Below are 21,315 nucleotides of genomic sequence, written 5' to 3' on the forward strand. Positions count from 1 at the left end.
GACACGAGGGAGCACGGGCTCCGGGCAGCTACACCGCGTCGCCGAGAGTACTGTGGTCGTGTGCCTCAGTTTCGTTCACTTCCGGTCACGGATGCTCTCGCTCTCGAACTTCTCACCGAATACTTCAGCTACCGCGCTGAGACGTTTCCGACGCCCTCGGGCTATGTCACGACGTTCCCCAGCGAGGAGCAGTTCACCGAACCTCAGGGTGTCTTTGTCGTGATCGAGCCCGATGGCAACGACACCGACGTCGACGGTGACGCTTCCGGCGCCGCTCTAGGGTGTGGCGGCATCCGCCTGCTCGAGCCCGGGCGCTTTGAGGTCAAGCACCTCTGGGTGCGGCCTGAGGGCCGCGGTGCAGGGCTCGGGCGTCAGCTGCTTGGCGAGCTGGAACGGCGAGCGCGCGCCTGGGGCGCCACCGAACTCGTTCTCGACACCAACGAAAGTCTTGCCGCCGCTGGCGGGCTCTACCGTTCGAGCGGCTTCGAGCCGTGCGCGCCGTACAACGACAACCCCAACGCCACAACCTGGTACGTCAAGCCGCTGGTCTAAACGACCTACGCCGCGCAGCATGTGCTCGCGTGCTCGCACGCACACGTAAGCGAACTAGCGTCTAGTAGGGCTGCTCAGTCGGCATTCCCGTGCGCAACTCGACGGGCAGGTGACCGAGGTCATTGTGATTGACGAGCACCGGCGGCTTCGCACTGCGCACCCGGATGATCGTGAGACCGCAATTGGCCTGGTTGAGCCCAAGCCACCGCCACTGGTCTCCGCCCAGGACTTCGCGCACGAACCACGAGATCACAAAGTTGTGGGTGATCAGCAAATCGTGGCGGTCTTCGCGCGCCGGAGTAAGAAACTCGGCAACGGCGTCTTCCATTTGAGCCTGGCCGGCATCAATCTCTTCATCGGTGATCGAACCGAAGAACGGTTCGAATGCGGCAGGCATATCGGGAGTGGGCCCGCTGGGAATGCAGTCCATCAGCAGCGTCGTCGGCTGCGACTCGAGGGCGGGCATCCGCTCGGTCATAATTGCGGCAGTCTCAGCGGCTCGCTGAAGCGGCGAGTGGAACGCTCGAGTGAACGGCACGCCGCTCAGTCGCTCCGAAATCGCTTGCGCTTGGCGCACCCCTTTGCCCGAAAGCGGGCCGTCGGGCAAACCGTGTTCTGCGTCTTGCTGCTCGCCGTGACGCACTAGGTACAAGTAATGGGCCATCATCATTCCTTTGTCGATCTAGCTCTCGGCAACGCTGCCGAGATCGATACCGGCGAACATCTCTTCGTTGACGGCCCCCACTGCTGCAATAGAGAGGGGTCGTGACGAGAGTTCTTGAGCAAGTTCTTGGATGTCGTCAGCCGTGACCGCAGAGATGCGGGCGATCGAGGCGTCAAGGTCAATAAATTCGCCCAGGGTGAGCTCGCTACGACCGAGGCGCGACATCCGCGAGTCAGAGTCTTCGAGAGCGAGCGCCGATGCTCCCCGCAACTGACCGATCGCGCGACTAATTTCTTCGTCAGTCACGTGTGCGCTGCCGAGCTTGTGGAACTCCTCGAGCATGAGCTCTGTGACTTGGCTGACCTTGGCGGGCGAGCAACCGGCGTAGATACCGAAGACGCCGGCGTCGGAATAACTCGGCGAGAACGAGTACACGGAGTACGCGAGACCGCGCTTTTCGCGCACCTCTTGGAAGAGTCGCGACGACATGCCGCTACCCAAGATGGAGTTCAGCACCGTCATCGTGGCGCGTCGGCTGTCGGTTGCCGAGAGCCCTTCGACACCCGCGATGATGTTGGCCTGCTCGATGGGGCGCTGTGTCACGTGCAGGCGCTGGCCAGGAGTGAGCACGGTGGATTGCGCGCTACCCGAGAGGTCACGGCGGGCAACCGGCGAGGCTTCCGTCGAGAGATCCCAGCCCGCTGCGACGAGGCAAGAGGATATGGCAGCCACAAGCTCATCGTGGTTGACCGCTCCCGCCACCGTAATCACGAGATCTTGGGGACGGTAGTTCGACTGATAGTGATCCCACACCGCGTCACGCGAGATCGCGTTGATCGTGTCGGGGTTGCCACCGATCGGGCGACCGAGCGGATGCGCGCCAAAGACGGCTTCAAAGTAACGCTCGCTCGCTACATCGGTGGGGTCGTCATCCGCCATCGCCAGCTCTTCGAGAATCACCCCGCGCTCGTTCGCGAACTCCGTGGGATCGATCAAGCTCGAGGTGAGCATGTCGCCAATGACTTCGATCGCCATGGGCAAGTCGATGTCTTGCACCTTGGCGTAGTAGCAGGTGTACTCCTTGGCCGTCATCGCATTGTGCTCGCCGCCGACAGCATCGAAGCTCACCGCAATGTCGAGAGCAGAGCGCGAGGCCGTGCCTTTGAAGAGTAAGTGCTCGAGAAAGTGCGTTGCACCGTACGTCTCGGGGTGCTCGTCGCGGGAGCCCGCCGCTACCCAGTAGCCGACCGTCGCACTGCGCGCACCCGGTACTTGCTCACTCAGGATGCGCACACCGCTCGGCAAAACAGTTCTACGAACGAGACTGTCGCCGGTTGCGGTGAACGACAGTTCGGGAAGGTCAAGAGGAAGAATCACAGCGTCGCTCATCACCTATGAGCCTACGTCATTACTGCCCTTGCAGCGCCTGATGCTCAGGGACCCTGCAGATCCATCCCCCAAACTGGGGGCTGAAAATGAGGACAGACAGACTTGTCTGTATGTCCTCACGTGCTAATGTTCTTTGTAGGCACCCGAAGCCAATAACCCATCACCGGGACCCGAACCCGGTGATGTAAAACCTGCGACCTGGACCCGAATCAGGCCGTGAAAATAAACCGCGTCGCTTGAACCCGAAATCTTGCGATGCACATAGTGGGGAAATGTTCCTGATCCGAACCTCCACGGAAGGAGTGCGCTGCGATGGTATTTGAGACACCAGAGACTGCGCAGCGCGCTCCGGCCAAAGGCCGCATCCTCGAGACGGCCAACACACTCTTCTACCAAGACGGCATTCTGAACGTCGGCGTAGACCGCATCATCGCTCAGTCGAGCGTGACCAAGGCTACGTTCTACAAGCACTACCGCTCAAAAGATAACCTCATCCTTGAGTACGTCAAGAGCCGCCGCGCTGCTGTAGAAGCCGAAACGCAGTCGATCATCGACAACGCCGCCTCACCCCACGACGCCGTTCTTGGCCTCCTGGAGTCAGTCGCTGGCGAACTCACGAAGCCCGATTTTCGTGGTTGCCCTTTCCTCAACGTGGTCGCAGAGTTCCCCGACCCGACTCATCCTGTTCGCGTACTGATCTCCGATCACCGCGACTGGTACAACGAGTCGCTCTACGAACTCATGCGCGCTGCAGAGCATCCCTTCGCCGGAGATGCCGCTGACGAACTCATGCTTGCCAAGGATGGCGCTCTCGCTGGCGGTTACGCCGGAGACACCATTGCTGCCGGCGCCGCCATGGCTCGCGTCGTCAAGCGCGTACTCAGCGACGCCGTCAAGGTCTAACGCAGCATCGTCACGTCGCAGAGCGACTACGACGCAGCACGGAACATCAGGTACTTAGCGCTCGATGCACACTCGAACGACGCTGAACGCTGCGGCGCACGCTAGTGCCCCTCGCTGGCGGCTCGTAGCTCCCGCTAGTAGCTAGAGACGCGGTCGAGCTCTGCTGACTGGTGTCGCGTCAGTTGAACGCGGGCTGCCGCGATCAGTTCCGGTACTTGCTCTGCACGACTCGCGCTCACGACGGGCGCGACCACACCTGGCTTGTTCAACAACCACGCGAGTGCAATTGTGGCCACGCTCTCATCTTGCTCTTCGGCAACCTCATCGAGAGCGTTCAAGATCTTGATTCCGCGACGACGCAAGTACTGCGCAGCGTCGTGGCCGCGAGAGTTGAGAGCAAGATCAGCACGCTGACGGTACTTGCCGCTCAGGAAACCGCTAGCTAGTGCAAAGCGAGGCATAACGCCCAGACCTTGGATCGCCGCGACGTGAGCGAGCCCCGTTTCATACTCTTGGCGGTGGAGAAGGTTGTAGTGGGCTTGCACGGCGACCATGGGAGCAACCCCCATCTGGCCGCACGCGATGCGCGCTTGAATGAGCCGATTGCCCGTGTGATCAGAGCCACCGAAGTAGCGCACTTTGCCCTCGCCGATCAATTCATCGACAGCGAGCAAGGTTTCGTCAAAGTCGACCGACTCATCGTCGACGTGCAGATACAGCAGGTCGATGTGCGAGGTACCCAATCTCGCGAGCGAGGCATCCACGGAACGCTTGATCGCCGCGGCATCCATACCGGGATTGTCGCGGCTCTTACCTACCTTGGTAGCAACCACGATTTGATCGCGATTGCGCCGGGTGCGCATCCACTTGCCAATCATGAGCTCGCTGCGACCCGAGGCGTACGAGTCGGCGGTGTCGAGGAAGTTACCTCCGCCGTCGGCAAAGGTGTTCAAAATGGAGGTGGTGGCCGCGTCATCTGCGGTCCACCCGAAGATGTTGCCGCTGAGTGCGAGAGGCAAAACACGAAGGTCGGAAGAACCGATGACTCGAGTCGAAAAATGCTGCCCCGTTACTGGGCGCACACGAGTGGAACCCGGCAGTGATCGCGTCGGGTGCACTTGCGTCATAACGGCCTCCCACAAGGCTTTTGGTAAGAATATGCCGCCAACACCGCAAATACGCGGAGGACAGACAGATCGTTACTAGTCCGTGTCGAAGTGACTCATTTTTCCTCCGGTGCAGCCCGGCACAGTGTCGGCGTCACGTCATTCTCGCCATAATGGCCACAGTTCCATTTCAGCAAGCGAGAGGACCGACGCCGTGAATGACCCCAACTGGAAACTGCCCGAAGTACCGTCGTTCACCCTAGAGAGCCCCGATTTTGAACCCGGCGGTGAGCTGCCAACCTTCGCGCGCTCCGGCATCGCAAATGCGGGAGGCGAAGATCGCTCCCCCACTCTGCACTGGCACGGCTTTCCCTCGGGAACGAAGAGCTTCGTGCTCACCGTTTTCGATCCGGATGCGCCTACCGGTAGCGGTTGGTGGCACTGGGTTGTCTACAACATTCCCGCGTCCGTGGAATCGCTCCCCCAGGATGCTGGAAATCCGGACTCGCAACTCATGCCTCATGGCGCGATTACGGTGGCCAACGAACTTCGCCTCGAAGCATTTCAGGGTGCTGCGCCGCCAGCCGGCCACGGACCCCACCGTTACGTCTTCACGGTGAGCGCACTCAACGTTGAACGCCTCGACCTAGCCGAGGGCAGCACGCCCGCCATGCTGGGCTTTGTGCTTCGCGACCACATCGTGGCGCGAGCACAACTGATTGGGTACTCGAGCACCGAAGCCGCGTAGACGCCCGGGTTTCGCGAGCACGATAAACACCCGCATGGGCATGCGGGTCATCAGGAGAACGCGATGGGCTCTGCTTAGGTGTTACGGCGGTAGTAGTGCGGAACGCGTTCGTAGCCTCGGCTGCGCATCTTCGCGACAACCACGCTGACGACCACGACGACAACAACGATGCCGAGGGCTGCCCAGAGGTACCATGCGGTCTCAAGCCACAGGAGCATGTCGCTCATGAAGGCGTCGAGAGGTGTAGTGATTCGGGTCACTCGCTCAGGATAGTGGCATGGAGTACCGATAGCGGGACCCAATCGAAGGGCAGACTAGGGTGACTACCCCCATTTTCACTGGGATGTGAAAAAGAAATTTTCCTACCCGACACGCAGTTGCCACATTAACGACTCAGCGCCCATCCTCACGGAGAATGGGCGCTGAGTGTGACCTGCGTTTAGCGGGACTTAGCTTTCGTCAGCGGGAGCCGCTGCTTCTGCGTCAGCCTCGTCAGTGACGGGTGCGAGCGAGAGCTTGCCGCGGTCATCGATCTTGGTGATCTCAACCTGAATCTTCTGGCCGACTCCGAGTACGTCTTCGACGTTCTCGACACGCTTGCCACCGGCGAGCTTGCGAACCTCAGAGATGTGCAGCAGTCCGTCCTTGCCCGGGGTGAGCGATACGAAGGCACCGAAGGTAGCGATCTTGACGACCGTACCCAAGAAGCGTTCGCCAACCTCAGGGTTGAGCGGGTTCGCGATGGCGTTGACCGCCGCGCGTGCAGCCTCGGCAGAAGGACCATCGACAGCGCCGATGTAGACCGTTCCGTCATCCTCAATCGAGATGTCGGCTCCGGTGTCATCCTGAATCTGGTTGATGTTCTTGCCCTTGGGCCCGATGAGCTCACCGATCTTGTCGATCGGGATCTGAACCGAGATCACGCGAGGAGCCGTGGGAGCCATCTCGTCGGGAGCGTCGATTGCAGCGTTGATCACCGAAAGAATCGCGGTACGCGCTTCCTTTGCCTGCTTGAGTGCACCGTCGAGAACTGACGACGGCAGACCAGCGAGCTTGGTGTCGAGCTGGATAGCGGTGATGAACTCACTCGTACCGGCAACCTTGAAGTCCATGTCGCCGAGTGCGTCTTCAGCGCCGAGGATGTCAGTGAGAGCCGCGTAACGCGTCTCGCCGTTGACCTCGTCGGAGATGAGCCCCATGGCGATACCGGCGACGGGTGCGCGCAGCGGCACACCAGCGTTCAGCAGCGACAGAGTCGAAGCACAGACGGAACCCATCGACGTCGAACCGTTGGAACCGAGAGCCTCGGATACCTGGCGGATGGCGTAAGGGAAGTCTTCACGAGCAGGAAGCACCGGTGCGATAGCGCGCTCGGCAAGGAAGCCGTGCCCGATCTCGCGACGCTTCGGGCTACCAACGCGACCGGTCTCACCAGTCGAGTAGGGCGGGAAGTTGTAGTGGTGCATGTAGCGCTTCTTGGTCACTGGTGCCAGTGAGTCAATCTGCTGCTCCATCTTGAGCATGTTCAGCGTGGTGACACCCAGGATCTGAGTCTCGCCTCGCTGGAAGATAGCCGAACCGTGAACGCGAGGAATGACCTCGACCTCAGCATCGAGCGCACGAATGTCGCTCAAGCCACGGCCGTCGATACGGATGCCCTCGGTGAGTACGCGGGTGCGCATGACCTTCTTGCTGACGGCCTTGTACGCTCCGCCAACCATGCCGAGAACGTCTTCGCTGAGTTCTTCAGCGTCAACCTTGGACTGAACTTCAGCCTTGACGCGAGCCTTGAGCTCGTCATCAGCGGTCTGGCGCTCGATCTTGTCGGCGATCTTGTAGACGTCGCGAAGCTCAGCTTCAGCGATTTCGCTGACCGCGTTGTACGCCTGGTCGGAGTACGGCGGGAAGAGCTTGAACTCGGCAACAGGCTTGGCAGCCTTGTTGGCGACCTCGAGCTGAGCCTTGACGAGCTGCTTGAGGAAGGGCTTCGATGCTTCGAGGCCCTGAGCAACAACAGCCTCGTCGGGCTTCGTGGCGCCCGCCTTGATGAGCTCCCAGCTGTTCTCGGTAGCTTCTGCTTCCACCATCATGATGGCGATGTCTTCTTCACCCTGGTCGTTGGTGACCATGCGGCCAGCAACAGTGAGGTCGAAGACAGCGTCAGCAAGCTGGCTGTGCTTCGGGAAGGCAACCCACTGGTCGTTGATCAGAGCCATGCGGATGCCGGCAACCGGACCATAGAACGGAAGTCCTGAGATCTGGGTGCTGAGCGATGCGGCGTTGATCGAGAGTGCGTCGTAGAACTCGTCCGGAGCGATGCTCAGAACGGTGATGACGATCTGAACTTCGTTGCGGAGGCCCTCAACGAAGGTCGGACGCATCGGACGGTCAATGAGACGGCAAACGAGAATCGCTTCCGTCGAGGGACGACCCTCGCGGCGGAAGAAGCTTCCGGGGATCTTGCCGGCAGCGTACGAACGCTCTTCGACATCCACGGTGAGCGGGAAGAAGTCGAAGCCTTCACGCGGGTGCTTACCCGCGCTCGTGGCGCTCAAGATCATGGTTTCTTCGTCGAGGTACGCAGCAACGGCACCCTGTGCCTGCTGAGCGAGTCGACCGGTTTCGAAGCGCACGGTGCGCTTGCCGAACTTGCCGTTATCGAGAACGGCTTCGGCGAATGTGATTTCTGGACCCTCCATGCGGGGGTTTCTCCTTTGTTTTACGTCGCGCACCCGTGTGGTGTGCGACTCGTCAAGGAGCAGGAGCGGGCAGAAGGACGCGATGGTTCACGCGCATGCCTAGAGTGGCGGCGCGTGTCTGGCCAACAGTAGAAAGCCTCCGAACGACTCGGAAAATTACCACCGGTGACCAGCTTCTTGCCAGCCTGCTCCGTTTGTTGCCCTACAACAACGTGGGCAACTGTGGATAATCGTAGCACCGAGGGTCTGGGAAGCCCTAGAGATTGGACCGCGACACGGTTTCGGTGCCTGCTGCCATGCGGGTGGTTTACGCTGACGGGTATGGAACCCACAGAAGAAACACCCTCTGCGAGCGAAGAGAACAAGCGCAGGTTCCGCGAGGCGCTTGATCGCAAGCAGGGCAAGCAAACCGCACGCCCCGGTCACTTGGATGCCGAATCGGCTATCCATGGCACGCAAGATCGCGCTGATCACAAGCGCGACTTCCGCCGCAAAACCGGATAACGCAGCGACACAAGATAACGCAGCACAAAGACCGTTGCCGCCCGGCGACACCGGATGATTACCTCATCACGGAGTTCGCCGAGCAGCGCGGTCTTTTCTGGTTTCCAGGCCTGCTCGCTGCCTGAGGTGCGGGTGCCCTCGCGCGATTACTGTGCGCCGAAGCTCCCCACCGGGCTAAAACCTTCTGGCAGAGCGAATGGATCAACGATCCGGTCTGAACGGTCGGACACTGCGGCGAGCGCCGCCAGTTCCCCCGCGGCTCGCGCGATCCGAGCCGGCAGGGTTCCCGAACTGCCTTCTCCCCCGCTTCCCCAGTCCGCGGATGCCGCATATACGCCTGTCGGCACGGCCACGGCGTGAAGGTAGCTGAAGAGCGGTCGCATTGCATAGTCGATCGCGAGGGAATGGCGATCTGTTCCACCGGTCGCTCCGAGCAGCACCGGCAGATCCGTCAACGATTGCGGGTCGAGCACGTCAATGAATGACTTAAACAGCCCGCTGTAGCTCGTCGTGAAGATGGGCGTGACGGCAATAAGCCCGTCGGCGCCCGTGACAGCGGCGATCGCTTCGTCGAGCTTGGTGCTCGGGAAGCCCGTGAGTAGGTTGTTCGTCACATCGTGTGCGAGGTCGCGCAGCTCAATGACCGTCACTTCGGCTTCGATACCGCGGTCGCGCAGGTCGGTGACGGTTGCTTCGGTGAGACGGTCGGCGAGTAATCGGGTGGACGATGGCTGGCTGAGGCCAGCAGCGATGACGGCAATCTTCTTGACGTCGGACATGATGTGCTTCTTTCTGGGGAGCTAGTGAAGTGGGTGCGAGCCGGTAGGGGAGCTAGACGGTTGCCGGGGCGCCGGCCGCGGAGGGAGCGAGAGCCGCGTCACGCTTGGCGACGAGCGAAGCGTGAGTCGGGGCATCCGGAACCTCGGCCGGGCGGTTGGTGGCAAACTCCTTGCGAAGAACGGGAACGACCTCTTCGCCGAGAATGTCGAGCTGCTCGAGAACGGTCTTGAGCGGCAGTCCAGCGTGATCCATGAGGAAGAGCTGGCGCTGGTAGTCGCCAAAGTGTTCACGCATGCCGGCGTACTTGTCGATGACCTCTTGTGGGCTGCCCACAGCGAGCGGCGTCTGGTCGGTGAAGTCCTCCATCGAGGGGCCGTGGCCATACACGGGAGCATTGTCGAAGTACGGGCGGAACTCTGCCTTGGCTGCCTGTGAGTTGCTGCGCATGAAGGCTTGACCGCCGAGCCCCACAATGGCCTGCGCTGCCGTGCCGTGGCCGTAGTGCTCAAAGCGCTGACGGTAGTAGCCCACAAGACGCATGTAGTGCTCTTTGGGCCAGAAGATGTTGTTCGCAAAGAAGCCGTCACCGTAATAGGCGGCCTGCTCCGCGATCTCGGGGCTGCGGATCGAGCCGTGCCATACAAAGGGAGGCACACCATCCAAGGGTCGCGGCGTCGACTGGAAACCTTGCAGCGGTGTGCGGTACTTACCCTCCCAGTTCACGCACTCTTCACGCCACAGCTTGTGCAGCAGCGAATAGTTTTCGATGGCGAGCGGGATGCCCTCACGAATGTCTTTGCCAAACCACGGGTAGACCGGCCCGGTGTTGCCGCGCCCCATCATGAGGTCGGTGCGACCGTCCGAGAGGTGCTGAAGCATCGCGTAGTCTTCGGCGATCTTCACCGGGTCGTTGGTCGTGATGAGCGTCGTGCTGGTCGAGAGAATGAGCGTCTCAGTCTGCGCGGCGATGTAGGCGAGTGTCGTGGTGGGGCTCGAAGAGAAGAACGGTGGGTTGTGGTGCTCCCCCAGGGCGAAGACATCGAGTCCGACTTCTTCCGCTTTCTTGGCGATGGTCACGGTGGCCTTGATGCGCTCCGCCTCGGTGGGCGTCGTGCCGTTGGTCGGGTCAGTCGTGATGTCGCTGACGGTGAAAATTCCGAACTGCATGGTGTGCTCCGGTCTCCCAAAATCTGTCTGGATGAATCAGTTATTCCGTTCAACCACGCTGTTTCCCGATAATTCCGGCCTCGTACCGCCAGATGGCGGTTAACGTGCAGTCATCGTGGACTGAGTGGCGGTACTCGCACAGCGCCGCAACGCTCTAGCGTGGAGGCAGGCCGTCACAGTGGCGTGACGCAGACCAATGGAGGTCTCATGACTGCGAACAATGTTCATCCCGCTCCCCCGTTCGACACTGAACTAGCGGCAGTGCTCTCGATTGTGAACGAGCAGCTACCGCCCACCCTCACCCCCGACATGATCGTTCCCCTGCGCACCGGCATGGCAACATCTCTCGACGAACTTCTCGAAGGCCGACCGATTACCCACCGAGAGGAGACCTTTGCGGGCCCCGATGGCGACCTTCTCATCTCTATATTCCAACGCACCGACCATGAGAACGCGGGCCTCGGAATCGTTCACCTTCACCCGGGAGGAATGATCATTGGCGATCGCTTCACCGGCATGGAAACCATACTGGCGTGGGTCGAAGAATTGGATGCGGTGGCGGTGTCGGTCGAGTACCGATTGGCTCCCGAGCATCCTGACCCCGCCCCTATCGACGATTGCTACGCCAGCTTGGTGTGGGCAGCAGACAACGCCGACCGCCTCGGTATCGACTCGACGAAGCTCATTGTTGCCGGTGGCAGCGCTGGTGGCGGCCTAGCTGCGGGAACTGCGCTGCTAGCTCGCGACCGCCAAGGGCCAGCTCTGGCCGCCCAAATGCTGATTTACCCGATGCTCGATGATCGCAACGAGACCGTGTCGAGTCATCAAATCGACGGCACAGGTGTCTGGGACCGCGGCAGCAACGACACCGGCTGGGATGCTTTGCTCGGCAACCGCCGCAAGACCGATGACGTCTCCATCTACGCTGCTCCTGCCCGGGCCACCGACCTCAGCAATCTGCCCCCGGCGTTCATCGACGTAGGAACATCAGAGGTATTCCGCGATGAGGATGTTGCCTATGCCTCAGCCATCTGGGCAGCGGGCGGGCACTGTGAACTGCACGTGTGGCCCGGCGGGTTCCATGGCTATGACTCGATGGCTCCGTTTGCGGCGCTATCGGTTGCCACGCAAGATGCACGACTCAGCTGGTTGCGCCGCACGCTCGGCCTCTAATCACCCACCGGCACACCCCAGCATCGCTGTGGTTCGAGCCCTACCGCGACTGTCTGTTCTCGCAGGGCCGCAATAGAGTAGGGCTCGAACCACAGAGGGCGGAACGAGAATGCAAGAACTAGCCGGACGCTTGAAGGCGCTCGACCCCGAGGCCAGCGAAACCTTGCGGGTGATCTCATACTTCGACGCGTTGACTGCCGGTCATGCCAACGCCGAGGTTCTTGTTCGCGGCGCGAGCATGCTGGCCGGATGCCCCGCCGGGGTGGCCTCGCCGTCACTCAGCCTGCGAGTCGACGAGCGTGGACGCCGCAGTGCCGATCCGGGCTCCCCCGCTTCTTGGCCAGCCCGAAGCCTTACCGGTGGAGGGACGGTCTGGATCGAACGCGATGGCGGCGCTCACGCGAACGACGACATGATTCTCGAACGCGTCGCGCTCGCCCTCAGCATCCTCGTCGAACGCACCGCCCCTGCCGAAGCACTACGCAATCCCGTCGAGACCATTCTCGACCCCACCGAAACCGTCGAGCACCGCCAAGCCGCAGCCCACTCTCTGCACTTGGTCACCACTACGCGCTACCGCGTGATCACTCAGCCAGCAAGCGCCACGACAGTCGCTGCGGGCCCTGCTGCCGTGATGACAACCATTGCTGGCGCCGTTCGCGCCGAAATCGTGCTCAGCACGGATGCCGTGGCAGCAGAGCGCGCCGGCGTCGGCATCGCTGCCTCCCCCGCCGATCTGGTGCGCTCGTGGCTCTCGGCACTCACCGCGCTACGCCTGACCTCCGATCATGAGCCCGTGCTGTATGGCGACGATCTTGGTTCGCTGTTGCTTCTCGCCGAGATCAGTCCCGCCGGAGCTCCCGAGAATTGCGACCTTCAGTCGCTCGGCGTCGTGATTCGCGATACCCCGCGCATCGTGCCGATGCTCGACACTCTCTCCGCGAGCGAGAGTCTTCGGGCGGCGGCAGCGACTCTCGGTTTTCACCACTCGACGGTGCAGTCAAGGGCGGAGGAGTTGAGCGCGAAACTCGGCTTCGACGTGCGCACGTCGCGCGGTCGCACCCGGCTCTCCGTGGCTCTCGCTCTTCACCGGCTTGAGACCACGCACTTCGACTAATCGGAGTGCGGGCTCAAGGCGAGCGGGTGCGGCAGCGGCGTTCGCTAGGCCTCGGTCGAGAGCTGACCGCGCACGATGGAGTCACCGGAGTGAGCCGGGTTTCCGTCGAACAGTTCCTCTGAGATGTCCACGAGGTCATAACTCGAGATATCGAGGCCGTCGGGAACCGTGAACTGACCTGACGTACCTTCAACGATTCCGAGGCTGACGAGAGCCGTGGCATCCGTCGTAATCAACCACACTTCGCGGTATCCGCCGTCGGTCGCGGGAGCATCGAAGTTCACGTCGATGACGCGCGTGCCATCGGGCAGCTGCTCAAGCTTGGCTTCACCCGTGGAATCTGGCCAGGCTGGAAAGGCTTCGAGGGTTGCGCTTGCGAGGATGGTCGGCTGTGGGGCGGGACTGAAAGTTGCCCACAGCGCGGTACCGGCGCTCGCGACCAGGGCGACGGCGGCCGCTGCAGCAACAAAGCCGATCCACGGGCGGCGACGGCGCTCGGCGAGAGAGTGCACAGTGCCACTTTCCGCAATATTCGTTGCGGTTGACGCGTCCACCGCGACATCGTCTCGTTCGACGCGTTGCTGGGCCAGTTCATCGCGGGGCACCCTGTCGTCAGCATCGCCAACAACGGGGGCGGATGTCGCGCTTGCGTCTTCTGCCGTCAGCGCCAACTCATCGCTGATGCGATCCCAGACGCGCGAGGGAGCTTCGAGCAGCTCACCAGCATCGAAAGTGGAACGGCCGATCAGTGCAGCACGGGCAAGGATTTCGATCTCGCGGCGGCACTGGTCACATTCGCTCACGTGCACGCTGTCTTCGGGGAGGGCAACTTGCTCGCCCAGGGCGAGCAGCGCAAGGACCTCAGGATCAACGTGTCGCATAGGTCGCCTCCAATCGTGTTCGCATCCGTTGCAGACTGCGCCGGATATGGCTCTTGACCGTTCCTAAAGGTAGTTCGAGACGGTCGGCTATTTGGTTGTGGGTGAGATCGTCGAAAAACGCTAATCGCATGATGGCTTGAGCATCCGGCTCGAGGCGCGAGATCTCGTCGGCGACCATCAGCGTGTCGGCCAAGTCGAAGTCTTCCACAACGGCTTCTCCCCGCGATGTCGTTGACGCCAGTTCTTCTTGAAGCCGGCGAATCCGAGCGCGAGCTTCGTGAGTGTCGGCGATCTTGTTCTTGGTGATTCCGACGAGCCACGCCGACAGGCTCGATCGTTCAGGCTTGAAACTTGAGCGCCCGGTCCAGGCTGAGACGAAGACTTTTTGAGTGACGTCTTCTGCATCGCCGCGATCTCCAAGCGAGCGAACAGCCAGCGTGAAGACGAGCGATGACCACCGCTTGTACACTTCCGCGAGCGCCGGTTCGTCGCCAGCGATGAACGCCTGCGTCATGCGGGCTTCGTCTGCGGCTTCGTCGTCCGTCATAGCTCTCCGGTTAAGAATGTCGTTCATAGCGGGTTGGCAATCGCTACAACGTTGTCAGAGTATTGCCGCACATTTTCGTCGAACTGTCCACCGCAGGTGAGGAGCACGATGCGCGGCGCCCCATCTCGGTCAAAGACTTGATCCAGGGGAACCTGTTCTTTTTGCACACTTTGCACCGATTCGAGTTGATAGCGGTGATCGACGCCATCGTCGGTCGTCACAATGATCTCCGCTTCAGCTGGCATCGATGCAAGCTGCGCAAATGGTCCAAGACCTTGAACAAAGTCGTCGACATGGGCTGTGATCACTGTCGAGCCCGTGTCGCTGCTGGGAGAGGAACCGTACTTGTACCACCCTGCGACCGTAATGTTCTCTGGAATCTCCATGAAGCCGTCGGGCTGAATGCCCACGGGAGCAATCGAAATATCGACTCCCACGGAAGGAATTTGGATGCGAACCGGGGCAGCAAGCTGCTCGACCGGCGCAATTTCGCTCGACTGGCGGGGCACATCAATCTCTGCCGTGGGCAGTGGCGCCGGCACCGGGGCGATGGATTCTGCTGGGGCTGCAGCACAACCAGCAAGGAGAAGCGCCATGACCGCGAGGGCTAGGGTTCTCGGGGCCATGACGTTCTCCTTGCTGGGGTGTGTGAGTGCTGGTCGTACTGGGTCGTGCTGTGGAGGTTGTGCTGGGACTACTTCGCTGCGCGTGCGGCGGAGGGTCGGGTCGCGGCGAATCCCCCGAGAGCAAGGAGTGCTGCGAGGCCACCGAGACCGGCAACGAGGATGCCGTTGTTGTTGTCAGCGGCGAGTCCTGCGGTTCCGGCGTCTACTCCGCCGGGAGTCGAGTGCAGACCATCAATGGTCTGTACTGCGAGGGTGAGGTTGTCGTCTTCGGCACTGCCCCAGGCGTACACGATCGTGTTAACACCTTCGGCGATTTCGACGTCAGCCGGGCCAATGACGGGGTCAGTAGTTCCGGTGAGCGCAACAGCGGCGGAGATCGTTCCCGTAGCGAGGTCAGCTTTCACTTCGTCAGGGTTGCTCAGATTTTCGAATGCGGCGGCGCCGTTGGCGAGTACGTCAACAGCGGGGGCTGCCGCCGTGTGGCGAACAGTCAGTCGACCTTCACCCGCAGCAACAGTGCTCAGATCGTTGGTGAAGAGGCTGGCCGTGGGGTCACCCGATTCATCGAGGTGAGCCACCGCGGTGTAGCTCGTGTTGGCTTCGAGCGTGAGGTCGATCGGGCCAATGGCGGGCGACGAGTCGTCGGCTGCATCGGAGGCGGTGATGGCAACCGTGTAGGTGTCGGCCGGGAGATCGAGAGGGCCTGCGAGGTCACCGGGCTCGAAGTCGTCGAGGGTAAGTTCGCCGTTGACGTACACGTCGACGGTGAGTCCCGGCACTGCGTGCAGAACGTACAGGTCAGCGGTGGTGTCCGAGATGGCGTTGGCGGGGATGGCGACTCCTACGGCGGCAATCGCTCCGGCGGCTACACCGGCAAAAATTTTGTTTCGCACTGTTCTTGTCCTCTCATGGTCGGGCGTAAATCGCCTTACATGGAGTACTTCTGGCTGAACCCCTGTTTTGGATGCAGCAATTTCAAAAAACTTTAAAGTTTCTCTTCTGGGGCCGCCGGTGCGGCTCCCTCGCGTGCGGCATCCGGGCCCGCTGGGGTAGCCGTGACGCCAGCCTTTCGGCGCCAACCGAGCCACGCCATGATGATCGCTCCGACGATGAGCGCCCAGAACGCGGAGCCAATTCCGATCACGGTGATGCCCGACGCAGCAACGAGGAACGTGGCGATGGCCGCGATGCGGTGCTCGGGAGCATCCAGAGCAGTACGCACCGAGGTGATGAGAGCACCGATGACAGCGAGCCCCGCGATGGCCACGACAACGATGGGAGGCGCTACCGAGACGAGGGCGGTGGCGAAACCGGCCCCCAGACCGATCACAACGTAAGTGATGCCCGCCGCCACGGAAGCAATCCAGCGGCGCTTGGGGTCATCGTGCGCCTCCTCGCTCGCCGTGAGCGCTGCCGTAATAGCGGCGAGGTTGAGGGCGTGACCGCCGAAGAACGCACTCGCGGCAGAGGCGGCACCGGTAACAGTGAGGGCGGGGCCGGCGGGAACCGCATAGCCGTAGGTACGCATGACCGTGAAGCCCGGCACGTTCTGCCCCGCCATCGTGACGATGAACAGCGGGATGCCGAGGCTGACGATCAGAATCGGGTCGAAGACCGGCACAACGGGCGTGAGCTGTGGCACCACGGCGGCATCGCCGAACAGGCTGCCGTCGGTCGTGAGCGCGATAGCAACGATCGCTGCGACGAGCGCTCCCGGCACAGCCCACCGCGGTGAAACCTTCAACAGGATCAACCACACTACGACCATCGGAATGCCCAACCAGGGGTACTCCACCGACGCGGTAATCGGTGCAAGACAAATCGGGAACAGGATGCCCGCGAGCATCGCACTCGCGATCGGTTGCGGAATTCGCGTGATGAGCCGCCCCAACGCGGGAACCAATCCGCACACCATTATGAGCACGCCGCACACGATGAAGGCACCGACCGCGGCCTGAAACTCAACGTCTCCCTGCGCCGCAACGATCAGCAGTGCGGCACCGGGAGTCGACCAGGCGACCGTGATCGGCATCCGGTAGCCCCACGCCAGCCCAATCGTGACGAGCCCCATCATGACCGTCAGAATCAACAGGCCAGATGCTGCCTGGTCGTCACTCGCGCCGACCGCGTGCAGCCCAGCGATCACGAGGGTGAACGACGATGCAAAGCCCGCGATACCGGCGATGACGCCGGTCGAAAAGAGCTGGAAAATGGCGGATGCCTCTCTAGAGCGTGAGCACAATCTTGCCGCGGGAGTGGCCTTCGAGAAGCTTGGCGTAGGCCTCAGAGACCTGCTCGAGCGGGAACACCGAATCGATCGGAACCTCAACGGTTCCGGCAGCAACGAGGGCAGCAATCGACGCGAGGTCGGCCGGGGTCGCCCCCGCAGCACCGACACCCGAGGTGCCGTACTCCGAGACCGCAGCGTAATCAGCGATCGTGTTGACGCGGTCGGCCGGGGCACCCAGCGCTAGCGCAGCATCCACTGTTTCGCGGCCGTTGTTGTCGAGCGCAGCGGTGACACCTTCGGGGCTGATCTCGAGGATGCGCTCGACCATGCCCTCGCCGTACGCGACGGGGTGGATGCCGAGCGAACGCAGGAACTCATGGTTCGATGCGCTGGCGGAGCCAATCACTTTCGCACCCTTGAGCTTGGCGAGCTGAGCGGCGATGACGCCGACTCCACCCGCCGCGGCGCTCACGAGAACGGTGTCGGCCTCCGTGAGGGCGACAGCTTCGACGCTCGCCCAGGCCGTACGACCGGCGATATCGAGGCCACCCGCCTGTTCCCAACTTAAATCAGCCGGCTTGCGAACGAGCTTGGCCTCGGGAACAACAACGAAATCTGCTTGACCGCTGAAGCCCTTGCCACCGAGCACTTCGTCGCCAACAGCCCACTGGTCGACTCCCGCGCCCACTTCGTCGACGACACCGGCGAAGTCATTGCCGTTGCCACTCGGGAATTCCACGCTCTGGGGACTAGCAGTGCGCGCCCCGCTAAAAACCTTCGCGTCGAAGGGATTGATGCCGGCGCACTTCACCCGCACCCGCACCTCGCCCTCGCCCGCGCGAGGTTCGGTAACTTCGGAAATCGTGAGCACTTCAGGCCCACCGAGCTGAGAGTAAGTAACACGACGCGACATGCTCCGAGCCTAACCGGTGCGTCGCAGTTGCACACAGAGGCAATCCAACTGGGAGAATAGGCAGCGTAAAGCACGCATTGACAACTCTGGTTAGGACCATAATGAGCTCGTCTAACAGCACCACCCCCCGCCCCGTCTCGGCTGAAGATCTTCTCCCCGGGCTCCTGCGCGTTCACCGCGGACAACTCATGGGCGTCGCCGTGATCGGGCTTGTGCTCGGAGTCATCGGGCTGCTGTTCCCCGGAGCGACCTTGCTCACCATCGCGGTGCTCTTTGGCATTTACCTCATCGCGTCGGGCATGTACCGGGTGACCGCCGCTTTCGTCGCGAACAATCTTGACTCCCCGATGCGCTGGACCACTGGTCTGCTCGGACTCCTCATCGTGATCGCCGGCATCCTGTGCCTCGCGAACCCGTTCCAGACGCTCATCGCGCTCGCCCTCGTGATCGGAATCGGCTGGATTCTCGAAGGAGTCGTCGACCTCGTCGGTGGAGTGCGCGGCACCATCCACCCGCGCTGGTTCGGCTGGGTCAGCGGCATCGTCTCGATGGCCGCCGGCGTAGCGATGTTCGTGCTCCCCGCCGCCGGCGTCTTCTCTCTCGTCGCTATTGGCGCCGTGCTCATGATCGCCGTGAGCCTCACCACCTTGCTCACGCTGCCGCGCAAGCCCAAGACCGCTGCTACCAGCGCACCGGTTACCGCCGAATAAGCAACACGCTCACAGCAACAACAAAGGCCGCCATCGCAATGCGATGACGGCCTTTGGCAAGTGTGACGAGTCGACTAGCGGCGCAGTCCCAGCTTCTCAATCAGCGTACGGTAACGCGTGATGTCAACGTTCTGCAGGTAACCCAGCAGACGACGACGCTGACCAACAAGAAGAAGCAGTCCACGACGTGAGTGGTGGTCATGCTTGTGCATCTTGAGGTGTTCCGTGAGGTCGAGGATGCGACGAGTCATCATCGCGATCTGGACCTCGGGGGATCCCGTGTCACCTGGGTGGGTTGCGTACTCTTCGATGATCGCCTTCTTGATGCTTGCTTCTAGAGCCATAAGGTGATCCCCTTTCTAGTCGTTGCGCGGTGCCCATAGCTGAAATGCTTGAGCTCTCTTTATCCGCGGCCGTTAGACGGCAACCTTGAAAGTTTAGCAGAGGCAGGGCTCCTGCAGTACTACCCAGCGAAGAGAGCAACAATCGCGGGAATCGCGAACGCCACCATCGTGACGGTGGCCGCGAGCGCAACCGCTCCCCCGACGGCGATCCACAGCCGGTAGCGGCGGCGGGCTGCATCCACTTCACTCCGCAGTCGTTCGAAGCGAGCGGTGAGCCGAACGCTCGGGCCCGTGACCGCGGGGCGTGCGGTCCAGCCGCTGAGACGCCCGGCGACGGGAACCAGAGCGGCGACTTCAGCCCGAGAATAGACAGCTTCGCGACGAATGAGCCAAGCCGCAAGATCCTGGAGAGGCAGAACTGGAACCGGCGCCTTCATGCGACCACGAACCAGTTCGGAGGTTCCGGTGAGCGTGACGAGCGGACGCACCTGCACGGAGGCTGCGCCCAGGGCGGCGAACGAATCAGTGAGGCGCTCGGCCAAGATCGTGGCATCGCGCACGGACGCTACGCGGCGACCGTTGATGAGGATCATGCGCCCGGCAGTGACCGCTTTCGCACCCGGATGCCGCTGGCTGCACACAGCGAAGACTCCCGCCGGGCCGAGAACGACGTGATCCGCGCCAACGCTCGCATCGCCGCCGTCAGTGGAGCCGGCAATGAACCAATCGGCACCCAGCGCAGCGAGTGCGACGGCAGATTCGAGCTCTCCCACGCCATGGGCGTACACCGCGCTGGCTTCGGCCGAGAGCGGGCTCGCGCCGCGGAGTCGCTGAAACCACGTGCGCGGCTCGAGATCCCGCTGAGCTCGAAGGCACGCAGCCATCGCCAAACCGAATCCGGAATCCTCGGTGGAGGATGCCGGAGCGCGGCTTTCGTGTGCCTTGTCGCCCACTCGATCCCCCAACATTGTTCTGTGAGAGATTATCTCGCGTTCGACGATCGCCCAACTCGGCAACCGACACCGTCGGTGCGCTCTAGGCTGAGACAATGAACGTCGCCCCCATGCTTGATCTGCTACTCGTGGGCGTCTTGCTGGGCTACGCGATCTACGGCATCAGAATCGGCCTCACCCGCAGTATTTTTGTTATCGCTGGTGTTGCCGTCGGCGTCTTCTTGGCGATGCTCTTCGCTCAAAACATTGCGCAGCTGGCCTCAGTTCCGCAGGTGCGGGTACTTGTGGCGGTGTCGGTAGCCATCGCCCTCGTTGCCGTGGGTCACGCTGTGGGTTCTGCCGCAGGCAAAGCGATTCAAGTGTCGATCGAAACACGAGTTCTTCGTGGTGCTGATCGTGCGGTGGGCGGGCTCGCGATCTTCGTCGTCGCTGCGCTCGTCATCTCGACGGTGAGCTTCAGCGCCGCGCAATTGGGAGTGCCCGTACTCTCCCGCACGATTTCAGCGTCGTCGGTCATCCGCACCATTCAGGATGTGACGCCCGACGTCGTCGAAGCGAACATCGCCCGCTGGCGAACAGCACTCAGCGACCGCGCCTTGCCTTTGCTCGGCTCGCCTCTCGGCGATCCGAATGCGCAGATTCCCACCATCGACTCCAACAGCCCGGCACTCGCCGCCGCAGCACAGTCCGTTGTGCGCATCACCGGAAACGCCTATGCCTGCGGTCAAGGTCAAACGGGAAGTGGGTTTGTCATCGCACCGGAGCGCATCATGACCAACGCCCATGTCGTTTCGGGCACGTCGGGCCCCGTGGTTGAAGCGCTCAACGGGCAAGTTCTCCCGAGCTCCATTGTGTACTTCGACGCCGTGAATGACTTAGCGGTTCTTGCGGTCCCCGGCCTCACCGCCGACGTGCTCAGGCTCGGAGACACGGCACTCCCCGGCACGAGTACCGCGATTCAGGGATACCCCTACGGCGGCCCGTTCACGACTAACGCGGCTCTCGTGCAGCACGTGAGCACCTTCGAAAGCGCCGATATCTATGGCGAAGGTGCAGCGGCCCGCGAGGTCTATACGTTGGCGGGCCAGGTGAACCCCGGCAACTCGGGAGGCCCACTGTTGACTCTTGACGGCGATATCGCTGGCACGATTTTTGGCAGCAGTACCGAACAGAGCAACGTGGGCTACGCCCTGACGCTGGATGCTGTTCGCCCCGTAGTCGAGAACGCCGCTGATCTCAGCACCACCGTTTCTAGCGGAGCGTGCATCGCCCACTAGTGGAGCAGCTACACGGCGAGCAGTTCGCGAGT

23 protein-coding genes are annotated in these 21,315 nt (G+C 61.9%); 8 read left to right on the forward strand and 15 right to left on the reverse strand.

Annotated features, from left to right (window positions below):
• The first annotated feature begins 60 nt into the window (after nt 1-60).
• Nucleotides 61-552, forward strand: coding sequence for a GNAT family N-acetyltransferase (locus ACWTV3_RS12810; protein WP_498478599.1), 492 nt, complete (start codon nt 61-63; stop codon nt 550-552).
• Nucleotides 553-613: 61 nt separating this feature from the next.
• Here ACWTV3_RS12810 and ACWTV3_RS12815 read toward each other — a convergent pair whose 3' ends face one another.
• A complete protein-coding gene (locus ACWTV3_RS12815) occupies nt 614-1,216 on the reverse strand; it encodes a histidine phosphatase family protein (RefSeq protein ID WP_498478600.1) in 603 nt (200 codons plus the stop codon).
• Nucleotides 1,217-1,234: 18 nt separating this feature from the next.
• On the reverse strand, nt 1,235-2,605 hold the full coding sequence (locus ACWTV3_RS12820; RefSeq protein WP_498478601.1) for a M16 family metallopeptidase: 1,371 nt from the start codon (nt 2,603-2,605) through the stop codon (nt 1,235-1,237).
• 312 nt (nt 2,606-2,917) lie between these two features.
• On the opposite strand from ACWTV3_RS12820, the gene ACWTV3_RS12825 reads away from it, so the two are divergent.
• Nucleotides 2,918-3,508, forward strand: coding sequence for a TetR/AcrR family transcriptional regulator (locus ACWTV3_RS12825; protein WP_100390063.1), 591 nt, complete (start codon nt 2,918-2,920; stop codon nt 3,506-3,508).
• A gap of 134 nt (nt 3,509-3,642) precedes the next feature.
• On the opposite strand, the gene ACWTV3_RS12830 is transcribed toward ACWTV3_RS12825, so the two are convergent.
• Complete coding sequence (locus ACWTV3_RS12830) at nt 3,643-4,635, reverse strand: aldo/keto reductase (protein ID WP_498478603.1); 993 nt, start codon at nt 4,633-4,635, stop codon at nt 3,643-3,645.
• Nucleotides 4,636-4,828: 193 nt separating this feature from the next.
• Here ACWTV3_RS12830 and ACWTV3_RS12835 point away from each other — a divergent pair, with 193 nt between their 5' ends.
• Complete coding sequence (locus tag ACWTV3_RS12835) at nt 4,829-5,362, forward strand: YbhB/YbcL family Raf kinase inhibitor-like protein (protein ID WP_498478604.1); 534 nt, start codon at nt 4,829-4,831, stop codon at nt 5,360-5,362.
• 74 nt (nt 5,363-5,436) lie between these two features.
• Here ACWTV3_RS12835 and ACWTV3_RS12840 read toward each other — a convergent pair whose 3' ends face one another.
• Nucleotides 5,437-5,622: a hypothetical protein gene (locus tag ACWTV3_RS12840; RefSeq protein WP_498478605.1), complete on the reverse strand. Its 186-nt coding sequence runs from the start codon at nt 5,620-5,622 to the stop codon at nt 5,437-5,439.
• Between the two features lie 189 nt (nt 5,623-5,811).
• Entirely contained in the window at nt 5,812-8,061 is a 2,250-nt protein-coding gene (locus ACWTV3_RS12845; RefSeq protein WP_498478606.1) for a polyribonucleotide nucleotidyltransferase, read from the reverse strand.
• Nucleotides 8,062-8,382: 321 nt separating this feature from the next.
• Between ACWTV3_RS12845 and ACWTV3_RS12850 the strand changes: the two genes are divergently transcribed.
• On the forward strand, nt 8,383-8,565 hold the full coding sequence (locus ACWTV3_RS12850) for a DUF5302 domain-containing protein (RefSeq protein ID WP_129071010.1): 183 nt from the start codon (nt 8,383-8,385) through the stop codon (nt 8,563-8,565).
• Nucleotides 8,566-8,711: 146 nt separating this feature from the next.
• On the opposite strand, the gene ACWTV3_RS12855 is transcribed toward ACWTV3_RS12850, so the two are convergent.
• Both ACWTV3_RS12855 and ACWTV3_RS12860 read right to left on the reverse strand, forming a co-directional pair.
• Nucleotides 8,712-9,344, reverse strand: a complete 633-nt coding sequence (locus ACWTV3_RS12855) for an FMN reductase (protein ID WP_498478607.1) — start codon at nt 9,342-9,344, stop codon at nt 8,712-8,714.
• 52 nt (nt 9,345-9,396) lie between these two features.
• Entirely contained in the window at nt 9,397-10,512 is a 1,116-nt protein-coding gene (locus tag ACWTV3_RS12860; RefSeq protein WP_498478608.1) for an LLM class flavin-dependent oxidoreductase, read from the reverse strand.
• Nucleotides 10,513-10,719: 207 nt separating this feature from the next.
• On the opposite strand from ACWTV3_RS12860, the gene ACWTV3_RS12865 reads away from it, so the two are divergent.
• Together ACWTV3_RS12865 and ACWTV3_RS12870 are read left to right on the forward strand one after the other, a co-directional pair.
• Nucleotides 10,720-11,685: an alpha/beta hydrolase gene (locus ACWTV3_RS12865; RefSeq protein WP_498478609.1), complete on the forward strand. Its 966-nt coding sequence runs from the start codon at nt 10,720-10,722 to the stop codon at nt 11,683-11,685.
• Between the two features lie 109 nt (nt 11,686-11,794).
• Entirely contained in the window at nt 11,795-12,802 is a 1,008-nt protein-coding gene (locus ACWTV3_RS12870; protein WP_498478610.1) for a helix-turn-helix domain-containing protein, read from the forward strand.
• A gap of 44 nt (nt 12,803-12,846) precedes the next feature.
• On the opposite strand, the gene ACWTV3_RS12875 is transcribed toward ACWTV3_RS12870, so the two are convergent.
• The 6 genes from ACWTV3_RS12875 to ACWTV3_RS12900 form a co-directional block, all read right to left on the reverse strand.
• Nucleotides 12,847-13,683 (reverse strand): anti-sigma factor, encoded by an 837-nt coding sequence (locus ACWTV3_RS12875; protein WP_498478611.1) that lies wholly within the window; start codon nt 13,681-13,683, stop codon nt 12,847-12,849.
• The gene (locus ACWTV3_RS12880) at nt 13,670-14,230 is read right to left on the reverse strand and encodes an RNA polymerase sigma factor (RefSeq protein WP_498478612.1); all 561 of its coding nucleotides are present in this window, start codon (nt 14,228-14,230) and stop codon (nt 13,670-13,672) included. Before ACWTV3_RS12880 ends, ACWTV3_RS12875 begins: the two co-directional genes overlap by 14 nt.
• 23 nt (nt 14,231-14,253) lie before the next feature.
• Nucleotides 14,254-14,856, reverse strand: a complete 603-nt coding sequence (locus tag ACWTV3_RS12885) for a class F sortase (protein WP_498478613.1) — start codon at nt 14,854-14,856, stop codon at nt 14,254-14,256.
• Between the two features lie 68 nt (nt 14,857-14,924).
• Nucleotides 14,925-15,749, reverse strand: a complete 825-nt coding sequence (locus tag ACWTV3_RS12890) for a DUF4397 domain-containing protein (protein ID WP_498478614.1) — start codon at nt 15,747-15,749, stop codon at nt 14,925-14,927.
• Between the two features lie 92 nt (nt 15,750-15,841).
• Complete coding sequence (locus ACWTV3_RS12895; protein ID WP_498478615.1) at nt 15,842-17,098, reverse strand: benzoate/H(+) symporter BenE family transporter; 1,257 nt, start codon at nt 17,096-17,098, stop codon at nt 15,842-15,844.
• Complete coding sequence (locus tag ACWTV3_RS12900; RefSeq protein ID WP_498478616.1) at nt 17,082-17,999, reverse strand: NADP-dependent oxidoreductase; 918 nt, start codon at nt 17,997-17,999, stop codon at nt 17,082-17,084. Before ACWTV3_RS12900 ends, ACWTV3_RS12895 begins: the two co-directional genes overlap by 17 nt.
• Nucleotides 18,000-18,100: 101 nt before the next feature.
• Here ACWTV3_RS12900 and ACWTV3_RS12905 point away from each other — a divergent pair, with 101 nt between their 5' ends.
• Entirely contained in the window at nt 18,101-18,709 is a 609-nt protein-coding gene (locus tag ACWTV3_RS12905) for an HdeD family acid-resistance protein (protein ID WP_498478617.1), read from the forward strand.
• A gap of 74 nt (nt 18,710-18,783) precedes the next feature.
• On the opposite strand, the gene rpsO is transcribed toward ACWTV3_RS12905, so the two are convergent.
• Complete coding sequence (rpsO, locus tag ACWTV3_RS12910) at nt 18,784-19,053, reverse strand: 30S ribosomal protein S15 (protein ID WP_009771894.1); 270 nt, start codon at nt 19,051-19,053, stop codon at nt 18,784-18,786.
• 119 nt (nt 19,054-19,172) lie between these two features.
• On the reverse strand, nt 19,173-20,006 hold the full coding sequence (locus ACWTV3_RS12915; protein WP_498478618.1) for a hypothetical protein: 834 nt from the start codon (nt 20,004-20,006) through the stop codon (nt 19,173-19,175).
• Nucleotides 20,007-20,101: 95 nt separating this feature from the next.
• On the opposite strand from ACWTV3_RS12915, the gene ACWTV3_RS12920 reads away from it, so the two are divergent.
• Nucleotides 20,102-21,283 (forward strand): MarP family serine protease, encoded by a 1,182-nt coding sequence (locus ACWTV3_RS12920; RefSeq protein WP_498478619.1) that lies wholly within the window; start codon nt 20,102-20,104, stop codon nt 21,281-21,283.
• The last annotated feature ends 32 nt before the right edge of the window (nt 21,284-21,315 follow it).

It is taken from the genome of Salinibacterium sp. AL4.1 (genome assembly GCF_059767305.1).